13 protein-coding genes and 1 tRNA gene are annotated in these 14,050 nt (G+C 29.8%); 7 read left to right on the top strand and 7 right to left on the bottom strand.

Translation table 11 applies throughout. The features are described from left to right. Positions 1–115: 115 nt before the first annotated feature. A complete protein-coding gene (locus GQS58_RS10950) occupies positions 116–730 on the bottom strand; it encodes a thioredoxin family protein (protein WP_166385774.1) in 615 nt (204 codons plus the stop codon). Positions 731–942: 212 nt separating this feature from the next. On the opposite strand from GQS58_RS10950, the gene GQS58_RS10945 reads away from it, so the two are divergent. After that, positions 943–1,611: a hypothetical protein gene (locus GQS58_RS10945; RefSeq protein WP_166385772.1), complete on the top strand. Its 669-nt coding sequence runs from the start codon at positions 943–945 to the stop codon at positions 1,609–1,611. 3 nt (positions 1,612–1,614) lie between these two features. Continuing rightward, positions 1,615–2,133, top strand: a complete 519-nt coding sequence (locus tag GQS58_RS10940; protein ID WP_166385770.1) for a nuclear transport factor 2 family protein — start codon at positions 1,615–1,617, stop codon at positions 2,131–2,133. A gap of 148 nt (positions 2,134–2,281) precedes the next feature. Here GQS58_RS10940 and GQS58_RS10935 read toward each other — a convergent pair whose 3' ends face one another. From GQS58_RS10935 to GQS58_RS10915, 5 genes are all read right to left on the bottom strand, one after another. Next, the gene (locus GQS58_RS10935) at positions 2,282–2,755 is read right to left on the bottom strand and encodes a regulatory protein RecX (protein ID WP_205860418.1); all 474 of its coding nucleotides are present in this window, start codon (positions 2,753–2,755) and stop codon (positions 2,282–2,284) included. A 74-nt stretch (positions 2,756–2,829) separates the two neighbouring features. Continuing rightward, entirely contained in the window at positions 2,830–6,363 is a 3,534-nt protein-coding gene (locus GQS58_RS10930; RefSeq protein ID WP_166385768.1) for an efflux RND transporter permease subunit, read from the bottom strand. Positions 6,364–6,374: 11 nt separating this feature from the next. Continuing rightward, the gene (locus tag GQS58_RS10925; protein ID WP_166385766.1) at positions 6,375–7,547 is read right to left on the bottom strand and encodes an efflux RND transporter periplasmic adaptor subunit; all 1,173 of its coding nucleotides are present in this window, start codon (positions 7,545–7,547) and stop codon (positions 6,375–6,377) included. Positions 7,548–7,553: 6 nt separating this feature from the next. After that, positions 7,554–8,900 (bottom strand): TolC family protein, encoded by a 1,347-nt coding sequence (locus GQS58_RS10920; RefSeq protein WP_166385764.1) that lies wholly within the window; start codon positions 8,898–8,900, stop codon positions 7,554–7,556. 6 nt (positions 8,901–8,906) lie between these two features. After that, positions 8,907–9,506 carry a TetR/AcrR family transcriptional regulator gene (locus GQS58_RS10915; RefSeq protein ID WP_166385762.1) on the bottom strand — a complete coding sequence of 200 codons (600 nt, stop codon included), beginning with the start codon at positions 9,504–9,506 and terminating at the stop codon, positions 8,907–8,909. A gap of 231 nt (positions 9,507–9,737) precedes the next feature. Here GQS58_RS10915 and GQS58_RS10910 point away from each other — a divergent pair, with 231 nt between their 5' ends. The 3 genes from GQS58_RS10910 to GQS58_RS10900 all read left to right on the top strand — a co-directional run bounded on the left by GQS58_RS10910 (position 9,738) and on the right by GQS58_RS10900 (position 11,774). Continuing rightward, the gene (locus GQS58_RS10910; protein WP_166385760.1) at positions 9,738–10,709 is read left to right on the top strand and encodes a polyprenyl synthetase family protein; all 972 of its coding nucleotides are present in this window, start codon (positions 9,738–9,740) and stop codon (positions 10,707–10,709) included. 64 nt (positions 10,710–10,773) lie between these two features. Beyond that, positions 10,774–10,847: transfer RNA gene (locus GQS58_RS10905), tRNA-Ile, on the top strand. A 774-nt stretch (positions 10,848–11,621) separates the two neighbouring features. After that, positions 11,622–11,774: a PID-CTERM protein-sorting domain-containing protein gene (locus tag GQS58_RS10900; RefSeq protein WP_240914595.1), complete on the top strand. Its 153-nt coding sequence runs from the start codon at positions 11,622–11,624 to the stop codon at positions 11,772–11,774. Here the strand turns inward: GQS58_RS10900 and GQS58_RS10895 are convergent. Continuing rightward, positions 11,764–12,348 (bottom strand): riboflavin synthase, encoded by a 585-nt coding sequence (locus GQS58_RS10895; protein WP_166385756.1) that lies wholly within the window; start codon positions 12,346–12,348, stop codon positions 11,764–11,766. The genes GQS58_RS10900 and GQS58_RS10895 overlap by 11 nt on opposite strands. Positions 12,349–12,407: 59 nt before the next feature. Here GQS58_RS10895 and pdxA point away from each other — a divergent pair, with 59 nt between their 5' ends. Continuing rightward, on the top strand, positions 12,408–13,442 hold the full coding sequence (gene pdxA, locus GQS58_RS10890) for a 4-hydroxythreonine-4-phosphate dehydrogenase PdxA (RefSeq protein WP_166385754.1): 1,035 nt from the start codon (positions 12,408–12,410) through the stop codon (positions 13,440–13,442). Between the two features lie 71 nt (positions 13,443–13,513). Beyond that, complete coding sequence (locus tag GQS58_RS10885) at positions 13,514–14,050, top strand: YceD family protein (RefSeq protein ID WP_166385752.1); 537 nt, start codon at positions 13,514–13,516, stop codon at positions 14,048–14,050.

Genomic DNA, 14,050 nt, shown 5'->3' with positions numbered 1-14,050 from the left:
TTATAGAACTTACTTCAGTATCTTAAATTACTAAAAACTCAATAATAATAAGATTCTGAAATAAGTTTATGGTGATAATAAATATTCTTTTAAGACACCTATTTAAAATTTCTTTTTATACTTCTTTTGCAAGAGATTTTGTAGCAAGTTCTATAAAATCTTCTTGTATATTTTGTCCCTTGTTTTTGTTATACCAAACTTGTAAACCTTCCTTAAACGGAGCATCTATAACACCATGTTTGGCTTTATAATCTGCAACCATTTTTGTAGCTTCACTTGGTCTAGGTCCCCAAGTATTTATTACATTATTATCTTTGTCTAAAGCTATTAATTTAGGTATTGATTTACCTCCATTAGTTAAAAACAAGTTCATTAAATCTTCGTGCTCATCTCTTAAAGCCAATTTAAGATTAATAAGACGACTATTTGTTTCTGCAATTTTATTTATAACAGGTAAGTTTTGCGCAGCATCTCCACACCAACCTTCTGCAAGTACTAGCCAAGTTTGAGGCTCGTTAATTTCTTGCATTTTAGTTATTGTTTCTTCAGAAATTTTTATTGTTTTATCTAAACGCTTCATTCTTTTATCGTTTAACAAACTATAATTTGTTAAAGCTTCAGATTGATTAACTCCTGTAGCTTTTCCTTCTGCTAATAAGTTACTTACTAAATCTCTATATTCTCTATAAGATAATACGTTTTCTAAACTTTTTTTAATAATTTTTTTCATCTCCTAATATTTTATACAAAGGTATTTTTATTCATTGTAAAAAGCAGTAACCTTTGTTACAAATCTCTTGTTTTTTATTATTAATGTAGACGAGAAAAAATGAATATCTTACATTCTTCGTTTAAATTAAATAAAGACTTTTGTTACAATTTACTTAAATAAATAAGAGATGTTTCTAAAATGCTTATTTTTACCACTTATTATATAAAATCGTGAAACAAACCATATACTTATTACTGTCTGTTCTTTTGTTTTCTTGTGGTAATAATAAGCAAGAAACAAACAAAGAGCTTCAAGAAACTCCAAAATTAAGTATTCCTGTAAAGCATATTTCTGTAGAAAATGTTAAGACTATTTATGCATCTGAAATAGAAAATTGGAAAGAATTAAAAGCAGTAAATTCTTTTTTAAAGAAGTTCGATAAAGTATCGCCTAACGAAGCATTAAGTAATGCTTTAGAATTAAGAGATTTGGTTATCAGTTTAAAAGATAGTGTAAAGCCAGAGATTTTCGATACTCCTCCTTTTCAAACGAGAATTAATGTTTTGCATAATGAGGTGTTGAGATTGGCAGATTTAACTTTTATACCCGCAATTACCCCCGAAGAAGTTAATTTGCAGGTAGATAAAACAATCGCTGCTTTTTCTACAGTAAATTCAAAAATAAATAGCATACTTGCCAAAAAACGTTTCGAAGAAGAAATTGATGTAGATTTTAATTTTATAGGTATAGATTCTACGCAAATGGATAGTATTTCTAAGAAATCTATCAATTTAAAAAAGTTAGAACAAGACTCAATACGAAAAGAAAGAAAGTTGGTAAAAAGAAAAGATTTTATCAAGGTTTCGCCAGAAAAGCAAAGGGTATTAAAGAAAGAATAATAAATGAAAAACTGTTTTCTAATCTTAGTAATACTTATTTCTTTTTTTAACTGTAGCGTTAAAAAAGAGGTTAAAGATTCTCGAACAATTGCATCGATAAAAACCAATGCGAATACCTTATTAGATGCATGGCACAAAGCGGCTTCCGAAGCAAATTACGAAGGTTATTTTGGTAAGATGGACAGTCTTTCGGTTTTTATTGGCACAGATGCTACAGAAAACTGGAGTAAGACACAATTTCAAAAATTTAGCAAACCTTTTTTCGATAAAGGCAAAGCATGGTCTTTTAAACCTTTAGAAAGAAATGTTTATGTAAACGAAGCCAAAGATTTTGTTTGGTTTGATGAGTTGTTAACAACTTGGATGGGGACTTGTAGAGGCTCTGGAGTTTTAGAAAAGAAGCAAAATGTTTGGAAAATTAAGCACTATGTTTTGTCTGTAGAAATACCAAATAATGATATACAAGCGGTTATTTTAGCAAAGAAAAAAAGTGATTCTATCTTTTTAAGTACAATTAACTAGTACTATTAGAAGCTATTTCCTGCTTGGGTTTTATCTTGAGCGGTGTCGAAAGACTATATCTTTTTGCCGAAAAAGTAAAAAGGATGCCGTTTCAATCAGAGTTAAACTTGTTTGTAAGCAGTTAGTTATTAATAGGTTTTGCAGATTACTAAGAAACTACCTCTCCAACAACTTTAAAAATCAACTCATTTTCAAAACCTTTTCGCATTAAAAAATCAATTAACTTTTTCTTTCTCTTGTAAATATTTGGTTCAGAAATTACTTCGTTTCTTTTTTCTGTAATTCTGTAAATTGTTTTTATATACTCATCTGCATCAATTTCTTTTAAAGCAGTTTTTATATTGTAAGCAGAAATATCTCTAAACTTTAATTCTCTTACAATACGTTGTTTTCCCCAAGATTTAATTCTAAATTTTCCGCGCGCATAACTTTTAGCAAAACGTTCTTCATTTAAAAAGTTATCTTTCATTAAGCTTAATAAAATCATTTCCCTAGCTTCAGGAATCAGGCTGAATTCACGCATTTTTTGCTCCACTTCTTTGTGGCATCTATCTTGATAAACGCAGTAGTTCTCTAACTTGCGTTTTAATTCATCTACCGTAAAAGATTTCTTTTTTATCATTGGTTCGAAAATACAAAAAGAGATGAAATTATATGAATTTCATCTCTTTTTTATATAAAAAATATGTTTAAAATTTAGAATTGATTCTTTTCATCTATTCTTTTATCCGCAGAAATTACTTTTTGAGTAACCATTTCATTTGAAGTTGTTTTGGTTCTAATCCACATTTTAAATAAGGTTACTAAGTAAAATAAAACAGGTACAACAATTAGTGTTAAAAAAGTAGCTATTAATAGACCATAAATAACAGTCCAAGCTAAAGGTCCCCAGAAAACAACGTTATCTCCACCCATATAAATGTGCGGGTTGTATTCTGTAAATAAACTAAAGAAGTTAATGTTTAAACCAATTGCTAGCGGTATTAATCCTAAAATGGTTGTAATTGCGGTTAACAAAACAGGTCTTAAACGTGCTCTACCAGCATTTACAATTGCTTCAAATAACATTTGTTTGTCTAAATAATCTTCATGTTCTATTTCTAATTCACCTTTCTTTCTGTCAATTAGTAGTTGTGCGTAATCTAATAAAACAACTCCATTGTTTACTACAATTCCGGCTAATGAAATAATTCCCATCATGGTCATCATAATAACAAAAGAACTACCAGAAATAACGATTCCTCCAAAAACTCCAATAAAGCTTAAGAAAATTGCCAACATGATAATTCCTGGTTTAGAAACCGAGTTGAATTGAAAAATTAAAATAAAGAAAATTAAAGCCAACCCAGTAAAGAACGCACCTACTAAGAATAGCATTTGTTTGTTTTGTTCTTCTAACTGACCTGTATAATCAATATTTATTCCTTTAGGTAAATTTTTAAAGTTTTTCATTTCTTCTCTAATCTTACCAACCACAGCACCAGCATCCGTTTCTCCAGGAGATAATGCAGAATAAACAGTAACAACTCTTCTAATATCTTTGTGCTTAATAGCACTAAAACCAGAATTATTAGATTGTGTTGCAACCGTAGAAACCGGAATCTCTTTTATTTTACCAGAAGCCATATCTCTAAAAATAATATTCTGATTAAAAATAGCACTTTTATTGTATCTATTTTCCTTGTTAAAACGAACGTAGATATCATAATCGTCTCCATCTTCTTTGTAAACACCTGCTTTATTTCCAAAAATAGAAGCCCTTAATTGTTGCCCAACCTGACCTGTAGATACGCCTAATTCACCGGCTTTTTTACGGTCTACAATAACTTCCATTCCGGGTTTATCTCGGTTTACATCAATCTTTAATTCATCTATACCAGTAATACTTTTTGTGTTGATAAAGTCTCGCATTCTTTGCGCTACATGAATTAATTCTGCATAATCATCACCTTCAATTTCAATATTAATAGGAGATCCTGCTGGTGGTCCGTTGGCATCTTTTTCAACAGAAATTAAAACTCCAGGATAAATACCAACCAGTGCAGTTTGTACTTTCTGACGCATTAATTCACTGTCTAAGCCTCTTCTGTATTTGTACTCTCTCATAGAGGCTGTTACTTTTCCTTTATGAGGCATTTCTGCTGCAGAACCACCATCAGTTTGTGGGTTTCCTGCTCCTTCACCTACTTGAGAAACTAAACTTTCTACCATAAAGTTATAGTCGCCGTCCATATATTCATCAGCATATAGAACACCTTCTACTTTCTCTTCAATTTTTTTGGTTATATTATTTGTTTTCTGAATATCCGTTCCTTCTGGGTATTCTATATAAACAATTATTTGATTTGGTTTATTGTCAGGGAAAAACTCAACCTTAGTTCTTTGAGTACCTAAAGACCAACCAAATGCCATGAATGAAGCAATTAAAAGAATAGTGGTACCAAAAACTAATAAGTAAGGAGTTTTACCTCTTAAAGAAAAACGCAAACTACTTTCGTACCATTTTTCTAAAACGGGTAAAACTTTATTTTGAAAACTATTAGCCCATCCTCTTAAGAATAAACGGTACACCCAAAGCATTATAGCTATAAAAATCATTAATGCTCCAATAGCACTATAAGTTCCGCCTGCAATTAAAATTAAAATTCCTATTAGAGTCATAACACCTGTTACGATAGCAATTTTTTTAATTGGCATATCTACATCCTCTACACTCATAAATTGAGAAACCAATACAGAGTTAAAGAATATTGCAACTAATAAAGAAGACCCTAAAACGGTAGATAATGTTATTGGTAATAAAACCATAAAATCTCCCATAACTCCAGGCCACATACCTAAAGGGATAAATGCGGCAACGGTTGTTGCAGTAGAAATAATAATAGGATATGCAATTTCGCTAATCCCTTTTTTAGCAGCTTCAATTCTGCCCATTCCTTCTTCATCCATTAAACGATAGACGTTTTCGACGACGACAATTCCGTTATCTACCAGCATTCCTAGTCCCATAATTAACCCAAAAAGAATCATGGTGTTCATGGTGTAGCCTAATAAGTTTAAAATCATTAAAGACATAAACATAGACATTGGTATTGCAAAACCAACAAATACGGCATTTTTAAATCCTAAGAAAAACATTAAAACAGTTACTACTAAAATAACTCCGAAAATAATGTTGTTTACTAAATCATCTACCTGACCAATGGTTTTGTTAGATTGATCGTTTGTTATGGTAACACTTAAATCATGCGGAAAATAATTTTCAATAGCATCGCTTACAATTACTTGTATTTGCTCTGAAGCGGCAACCATATTTTCTCCAGCTCGTTTTTTAACATCTAACATTACAACTTCTTGCCCTCTTTCTCTTGCAAATGTTGTTCTGTCTTTGTCTTTAAAAGATACTGTTGCTATATCTTTTAAATAAATAGGATTGTCGAATTCAGATTTTATTACAAAGCTTTCTAAGGCTTTAGGTTTATCAATTTCACCAATAATTCTTACCGTTCTTCGTTGTCCGGAGGTAATAAAGTTACCTGCAGACATGGTTACGTTTCCATTATTAATAGCAGAAGTTATGTCGTTAAAACTAACTTTAGCTGCCATCATTTTATAAATGTCAACTGCTACTTCTACTTCTTTTTCTTGTGCACCACGAATATCAGCTTTTTTAATTTCTGATAAATCTTCAATATCATCTTGTAAATATTCTGCAAATTCCTTTAATTTATACACAGGGTAATCACCAGAAATATTAATATTTAAGATGGGTACTTCTTCCGATAAACTTAAATCGAACACATTAGGTTCTATTTTAGCGCCATTAAAAGTAGGCCAATCCTCACTGGCAGTTTCTGTAGATAATTCGTCTTTTATCTTTTGTTTTGCTAATTCTACAGAAATATTTTCATCAAACTCAACAATTACCATAGAGTAATCTTCTTGAGATGTTGAGGTAACTTCTACAACATTACTAATTGTTTTTACCTTATCTTCTATAGGGTCTGTAATTAGTTTTTCTATGTCTTCTGCGGTATTACCAGGGTAGGCGGTGCTAATATATATCTTGGTTTCTTTAACTTCTGGGAAATTTTCTCGAGCCATACTTAAATAAGCAGAAACACCATAGAAAAATAATACAGCCATTAGTACGTAAATGGTTGTTTTATTATGAATTGCCCAAGCAGATAATTTAAACTCTTTATCGACTTGTTTTTTTTGTTTTGTCATCGTTACTATTTTTATTTATTGATAACTTTAACTGTTTGCCCATTGTTTACACTACGAGCACCTTCATCAATAATTTCTGTGCCAGCAGGTAAGTTTTCTAAAACTTCAATAAGATTTCCTTGAGTTTTACCAGTTTTAATAATAACTCTTTCTGCTGTAGCTTCGTTGTTTTCTTTTTTGTTCTTAATGGTATAAATAAATTGTTCTCCATTTGCGTTTTCAGAAATAATGCTTTGCGGAATTAAAATAGCATTTGCATCCGTATAGTCATTAACTTTAAGTTTTGCTGTTAAATTTGGTTTTACATTTCCACTTTTATCTTCAACAGGAACTTCAATTTTAAAAGATCTATTATTTGGGTTGATAAAACTACCAACCTGTCTTACTTTGCTATCTACACTTGTGCCAAGTACAGGAAATTCTATTTTTACTTCTTTATTTTTTTGAATACTTGTAATGTATCTTTCTGGCACTTCTGCCTCTACATACATATTGTTTAAATTTACAATTCTAAAAACTTCAGAACCTTGACCAGGAGCAATTACGGTTCCAGCTTCTTTCATAACATCATCTATAACTCCAGAAAATGGTGCTCTAATGGATGCTTTATTTTGCTGACTTTTTAGTTGTTTTAAAGAGTTTCTTTGAGATTCATAATTTGTTTTAGTTTGTAGAAACTGAATTTCTGACCCTATTTTTTGGTCCCATAAACGTTTTTGACGTTCAAAAGTTGTTTTTGCTAATTGTGTGGTTGCTTCTAATTGTGCAACCTGGTTGCCAATACCACCATCATCTATAGTTGCTAATAATTGTCCTTTAGATACTTTTTGACCTTCTTTAACATATACTCTTTTTAAAATACCTGGCATTTCTGGGTAAATTAAAATATTTTGTTTTGTTTTTACACTTCCTTGAATTTCTAAATAATGTTTAAAAACGGCCTCTTTTGCAGTAAAAGTGGTTATTAAAGGAAATTTTTTAAGCGTATCTTTTTCAGCAATCGCATTATTTATAGCTTCTAAGTCTGCATTTATAGTTTCTAATTTTTCTGTAATTTCTTTCTTTTTAGCAGTTAATTCTTTTAAATCTCCTCCAGAAATAATCGCTGCAACTGATGTTGTTTTTTTTTCTCCACAAGAGATTAAAACAAGTGTGAATGCTAATAGTGTATATATTTTTCTCATGCCTAATTATTGTTTAATTGGTGTGTTTAATGCGTTTTCTAATACTGCTTTACTAGCAATTACATCTAACATAGATTGTATGTACGCTTGTTGTTGTGTGTATAGTTGGTTTTGTGCTTGTAGTAAATCGAAGCTAGTAGAAATACCTTCAAAAAATTTAATTCTTTGTTTCTTTTCTATTCTCTCAGCTAAACCAACATTCTTTTTAGCAGTGTTGTAGTTTTCTATACTTAGTTGATATTCGCTTTTTGCTTTTTCTGCTAGTAGCTTTAAACGTTGCTTTGTTTCTTCTAATCTAATATCTGCGGTTTCTAAAGCAATTTTAGCTTGTGCTGTTCTAGAGCTTCTTTGTAAACTGCTAAAAATAGGGATGTTTAAACTAACGCCTAATAAAGAAGAGTTATACCAACTTTTATCAGATTCAAAAAAAGAGAAATCACTAGCGTAAGCTTGTGCACCGTAGTTTACAAAAGCAGATAAGCTTGGTAACGCTTTGCTTTTTTCTAATTTAACCAGTAAGTGTTTAGATTCTCTATCGTTCTCTGCAATTTTATAATCTATATGATTATTTATGTTAAATTCACTTGCAATTAACCCTAGATTAATGTTTTCTTCTGCCAAGGAATCTAAAGAATCCGTTAAAACTAATTTTGTGTCAATAGAACTTCCTATAGAAAGGTTTAGCATTTTATATGCGATGTCTTTCATTCTTTTAACGCTATTTAGTTGATTTTTAAGATTTCCTGTAGTAATTTCTAATTGTTCCACATCTTCTTCTTCATTAAATCCGTTTTCATAGATTTTTCTTGCGTCGTATAGGTTTTTTTCTAAAATTTTAATATTTCCTTCTAAAATGGTAATACTGTTTTCTGCAACTAATACATTTCCGTAAGCGTTAATAACAGCTTCTCTGGTTAGGAGTTCTGTTTTTTCATTGGCTTGATTAGATATTTTTAAATATGTTTTTGATGCTTGTAACCCCACTAAATAAGAGCCGTCAAAAATTAACTGATTTAAAGTAACAGATGCACTTACGTTTTGTTTTGGACTAAATGTAACTGGTTGAAAAGTACCAGCAGTTCCTCCAACAAATTCTGCAGGTAATAAGGAGACTTGTTGTTTTAACCAGTTTTGATAATCTACCTTACCAGAAATTTGAGGTAAACCTGTAGCGGTTGTTTCCCAAACTTTTTTACGTGCAGATTCCACATCATTTTTAGAAGCTTTGGTGTTATAACTATTGTCTAAGGCAAAGGTTATTGCTTCTTTTAGAGATAAGTTCATTGTTTTTTCTTGAGCATTTGTAATTAAGAAAAAACAGGTACTTATGCATACCAGAATTATTTTTTTCATGTGTTTTTATTTCTGTTTTAATTGGTTTTCTAATTGTTGTATTCCTTTAATTGTGCAAATTCCGCGTAAATGATACTCTAAATAATAGGTCATTAAGGAGTTCATAGAATAATTTTTTAAAGGAAATAGATCTTTGTCTTTAATACTGATCATTCCGTTAAAATATATTCTAGAAATAAATTCTAGGTCAATATTTTTTCTATACAAGTCAGATTCAATCCCTTTTTTTAAATTATTAACAACGCAATTTTGCATTATGTGATATTGCTTTTGCTTTAATGACGCGTAAATTTTAGGATAATATTTTTGTAGTTGATACTGTGGAGAGGATTTTTCATCCTTTAAATTATCCATTATTAACTTTTTTATAGAAAATAATTCATCAATAGGATTTAGGTTTAATTCGCATATATCATCAATTCCACTACATATAGTGTTAAACATAGAGAGTGTAACACCGTTTACAAGTTCTGTTTTATTCTTGTAATACTTGTAAATAGTTTTTTTAGAGACACCTAATGCGCTAGCAATCTCATCCATAGTAACACTCTTAAAGCCTAGGTTTAAGAAGAGCTCATTGGATTTTTCTAATATTTTTTCTCTCATAATTATAAAAAAGTTTCCTTTAGTTTTTCTAAAGGTTTCCTTTAAAATTGTCATTCTCGTGAACACGGGAATATAAATATTGAATTCTGTAAAAAAAAAATAATATTCGGGTGCAAATGTACGAATGGAAACTTTAGAAACAAAAAAAGTTTCCAAAGTTTTATTTATTTTTTAACATTGTAATTGTGATGTAAAATTACTTTACGTTATTTTTACAAAAAAATAACAGATTTGGAGATTTTACATTATCAGAAAGATTTTATCAATTATTTAGAATCTAAAAAGTGGGTTAATGAACCTAGAAATTTATATGAGCCAATAGATTATATTTTAAAATTAGGGGGTAAAAGAATGCGCCCAATTTTAACATTAATGGCGGCAGATATTTTTTCTGGAGAATATGAAAAAGCAATGCCAGCAGCATTAGCTGTTGAGGTTTTTCATAATTTCACCTTAATTCATGATGATATTATGGATGATGCTCCTTTGAGAAGAGGAAAAGCGACAGTGCATGAAAAATGGGATTTGAATACAGGAATTCTTTCTGGAGATGCAATGTTAATTTTAGCGTATCAGTATTTTGAGAATTATGAGCCTATTGTTTTTCATAAATTAGCAAAGTTATTTAGTAAAACTGCTTTAGAGGTTTGCGATGGACAACAATTAGATGTCGATTTTGAAACTAGAAATGATGTAACTATTGAAGAATATATTAATATGATTCGTTTAAAAACTTCTGTTTTAGTTGCAGCTGCTTTAAAAATGGGAGCAATAGTAGTAGAAACTAGTGAAGAAAATGCGGACTTAATATATGACTTTGGTTTAAATTTAGGTTTAGCTTTTCAGTTACAAGACGATTACTTAGATACTTTTGGTGATCCAAAAACATTTGGGAAACAAATAGGAGGAGACATTATAGAGAATAAGAAGACTTTTTTATATTTAAAATCATTAGATATTGCCTCTGAGGAAGATAAGAATGCGTTGAGTGTTTTTTACAATCAAAATTTAACAGAGAATTCAATAAAAATTAAAGAAGTAACACATATTTTTGAGAAAAATAATATTCCTGTTTTAATAAAGGAACAAATTAAGAGTTATACTGAGAAATCTTTTGATACTTTAAACGCAATGGATATCACAGAAAAAAACAAAGAAAGTTTAAAGAATTTTGGACTTTGGCTAATGAATAGAACAGTTTAAAAAAAAAACTAATATTTTATTTAATAATGTAATAAAAAGTATTACATTTGCAGCCAATTATTTTGGTCCCATAGCTCAGCTGGTTAGAGCATCTGACTCATAATCAGAGGGTCCTTGGTTCGAGCCCAAGTGGGACCACATTTAATAGCAAGCCTTTACAGAAATGTAGAGGCTTTTTTTTGTTTTAAAAAGACATTTAATAGATGATTAAAACCTCATTATATAAGTTTGGAGAAAGAAACCTTAATTTCTATTGGAAAAGAAACTGTTTTAATTCTTGAAAAAGCACGTAATTTATTATGAAACTAGAATTGATTAAAGTGGTAAGAATTTTATGATATTGTTTCATGTTTAAAAATACGTTATCATAGACAAAAGGATTCTGTTGAATTATTTGTTAAGAATGAACTAAATAATCTTTTAATGGAGTTTACTTTACCTTAATTTAAAGAGTCGTTCCCTTACGTTAGATGATCAAGATCGGTTAAAACAAGTATTTGAAAATTTATTTAAAGTAAGATGAAGTGCTTATTTGATAAATAGAATGAGCTAGCATCTATGCATACTGCTTAAACTCTTTTTTTTAATAAATTCATTTTTTCAGATGATTATTAATCATAGGAAAAATTATTTTTAAAACGGGAGGAAAAAATTGCTATTAATAAAGAAAAGTATATATATTTGCCTGATAAATAATTATAGACTATTTTGATTCCCAAAATAGCTAATTTTTATAAGTAATTATAGAGGAGGTTTCTATGTTTGATGTGATTATATCAACTGATACCACTTTATTTCATTTTGCTTCTTGTTAACAAAAAAAAATATTTGTTATAATAAGCATTGTTAATATTAATTTTTAATCTGGGGGGATATAAAATGATAAAGAAAAAATATTTTGCATTTATAATAATGCTAGCATTTGTATACGTAGTTAACGCACAGGGAGGTAGTGTACCTCAACCTGCAGGACCACCACCGCCACCTGGTTTGGCGATAGATGGAGGTTTACTTTTCTTAGTAGTTTCAGGTATTGTTTATGGAATAAAAAAAGTTAAGAATTAGTTAGTCTACTAACATATTTTCCAATAACATCAAATTCTAAGTTTACACAATCATTTAGTTTTAAAAACTTAAAGGTTGTGTTTTCCCTTGTATATGGTATTATAGCAACACTAAATTCATTGTGTTTAGAGTTTACGACTGTTAAGCTAACTCCATTTACGGTAACAGAACCTTTTTCTATTGTAATGTTTTTATTAGAAGCATCATAGTTAAAAGTGTAAACAGTACTTCCATTTTCGTTTTTAATACCTACACAAGTTGCTGTCTGGTCTACGTGCCCTTGTACAATATGGCCGTCTAAACGGTCTCCTAATTTCATTCCTCTTTCTAAATTTACAAAATCATTTTTAGTTAAACTTCCAATATTTGTTTTGTTTAACGTTTCTTTAATAGCAGTTACAGTATATTCATCAGTTTTAATATTAACTACTGTTAAGCAAACTCCATTATGTGCAACACTTTGATCTATTTTTAACTCATTAGTAAAATTACTTTTTACAGTTAAATGAATGTTGTCTTGTTCTTTGGTGATATTTGTAATTGTACCAAGTGTTTCTATGATTCCGGTAAACATATTTGTAAAATTTAGTTACTTTTGTGATATTCAAAAATAGGAATAATAGAATAGTTACTATGGATAAATCTGATAAAATTATAGTTGGTATCTCAATAGGAGATTTAAATGGAATTGGTTTAGAAGTAATTCTAAAAACCTTTGAAGATAAAAGAATGCTAGATTTTTGTACGCCAGTTATTTTTGGAAGTACAAAAGTAGTTACTTTTCATAAAAAAGCATTGCAGTCAGATACTCCTGTTCATGGAATTACCTCTTTAGAGCAAGTTAATCACAATAAAATTAATGTATTAAATATTTGGAAAGAAGATGTTTTAATCGAATTAGGCAAAGCAACTAAAGAATCTGGAGCGTATGCAGCAAAATCTTTAGAGATAGCAACGACTCATTTAAAAGAAAAAAAGATAGATGTTTTATTAACTGCTCCAATTAATAAAGAAACCATACAATCTGATACTTTTAATTTCCCTGGACATACTGAGTATTTAGAAGATAAGTTAGAAGGGAAGAGCTTGATGATTTTAATGACAGATGCATTAAGAATAGGATTGATAACCGGTCATATTCCTATCTCTAAAGTAGCAGAGTCAATTACTCCTACCTTAATTAAAGAAAAAGTAGGTACAATGTATGCTTCGTTGGTGCAAGATTTTGGTATCAATAAACCCAAAATAGCAGTTTTATCACTAAATCCACATTGCGGAGATAAAGGAGTTATTGGTGTAGAAGATGATGAAATTATTAAACCAACTATAGACGAAATAAAAGAGTCTGGTAAGTTGGTTTTTGGACCTTATGCGGCAGATGGTTTCTTTGGTTCGGAAACATATAAGCAATTTGATGGTGTTTTAGCAACATATCATGATCAAGGATTAGCACCATTTAAAGCATTGTCTTTTGGTAGTGGTGTAAATTACACGGCAGGTTTAAGTGAAATTAGAACATCTCCAGACCATGGTACAGGCTTTGATATAGCTGGAAAAAACATAGCAAACCCATCTTCTTTTAAAGAAGCATTGTTTGCTGCAATCGAAATTTATAAGACAAGAAAAGAATATAAAGAGCTTACAAAAAGTCCTCTTTTAGTAAAATAAAAAACTTTTAATAGAAAAGAGTGTAGAATAATAAAATTTTATATCTTTGCACGCTTAATTGATATTTGGAAATGAAAGACTTAAAGGAGTTCGACATACAGTTTGTAGGATTAAAAGAAGGAATTCATTTATTTGAATATGAAATTAATAATACGTTCTTTAATGTTTTTAATTTTGATGAATTTGAAAGTTCATCAATTAAAATATCATTAAATTTTATAAAGAAGAGTACGTTACTAGATTTAACTTTTACAGCCAGTGGTTATGTAGAAGTACCATGTGATGTTTCTAATGAACTTTATAAACAAGATGTTCAAGCAGTTTTACCTTTAGTTGTAAACTTTGGGCCAGAATTTAGTGATGACAATGAGGAGATATTAATATTGCCTCATGAGGCGTATGAGTTTAGTGTAGCTCAGTTTATTTATGAAATGATTGTATTATCAGTTCCTAATAAAAGAGTTCATCCAAAAGTTTTAGACGGAACAATGGACTCTGAAGCATTAAAGAAGTTAAGAGAATTAGAAATAAAAGAAGTAAAGACTGTTGAAGAGACAGACCCAAGGTGGGATAAATTAAAGAATTTAATAACAGAAAAAAAGACATAA

The sequence above is a fragment of the Polaribacter sp. 11A2H genome, assembly GCF_011379025.1.
GTDB lineage: Bacteria > Bacteroidota > Bacteroidia > Flavobacteriales > Flavobacteriaceae > Polaribacter.
Note: the sequence above shows the minus strand (reverse complement) of the source record. Positions and strands in the feature narration are given on the sequence as shown.

What these genes read in the sequence shown, in the direction of transcription:
- GQS58_RS10950 (WP_166385774.1), bottom strand. Translation starts at nt 730, where the DNA reads ATGAAAAAAATTATTAAAAAAAGTTTAGAAAACGTATTATCTTATAGA.
- GQS58_RS10940 (WP_166385770.1), top strand. Translation starts at nt 1,615, where the DNA reads ATGAAAAACTGTTTTCTAATCTTAGTAATACTTATTTCTTTTTTTAAC.
- GQS58_RS10935 (WP_205860418.1), bottom strand. Translation starts at nt 2,755, where the DNA reads ATGATAAAAAAGAAATCTTTTACGGTAGATGAATTAAAACGCAAGTTA.
- GQS58_RS10930 (WP_166385768.1), bottom strand. Translation starts at nt 6,363, where the DNA reads ATGACAAAACAAAAAAAACAAGTCGATAAAGAGTTTAAATTATCTGCT.
- GQS58_RS10925 (WP_166385766.1), bottom strand. Translation starts at nt 7,547, where the DNA reads ATGAGAAAAATATATACACTATTAGCATTCACACTTGTTTTAATCTCT.
- GQS58_RS10920 (WP_166385764.1), bottom strand. Translation starts at nt 8,900, where the DNA reads ATGAAAAAAATAATTCTGGTATGCATAAGTACCTGTTTTTTCTTAATT.
- GQS58_RS10915 (WP_166385762.1), bottom strand. Translation starts at nt 9,506, where the DNA reads ATGAGAGAAAAAATATTAGAAAAATCCAATGAGCTCTTCTTAAACCTA.
- GQS58_RS10900 (WP_240914595.1), top strand. Translation starts at nt 11,622, where the DNA reads ATGCTAGCATTTGTATACGTAGTTAACGCACAGGGAGGTAGTGTACCT.
- GQS58_RS10895 (WP_166385756.1), bottom strand. Translation starts at nt 12,348, where the DNA reads ATGTTTACCGGAATCATAGAAACACTTGGTACAATTACAAATATCACC.
- pdxA (WP_166385754.1), top strand. Translation starts at nt 12,408, where the DNA reads ATGGATAAATCTGATAAAATTATAGTTGGTATCTCAATAGGAGATTTA.
- GQS58_RS10885 (WP_166385752.1), top strand. Translation starts at nt 13,514, where the DNA reads ATGAAAGACTTAAAGGAGTTCGACATACAGTTTGTAGGATTAAAAGAA.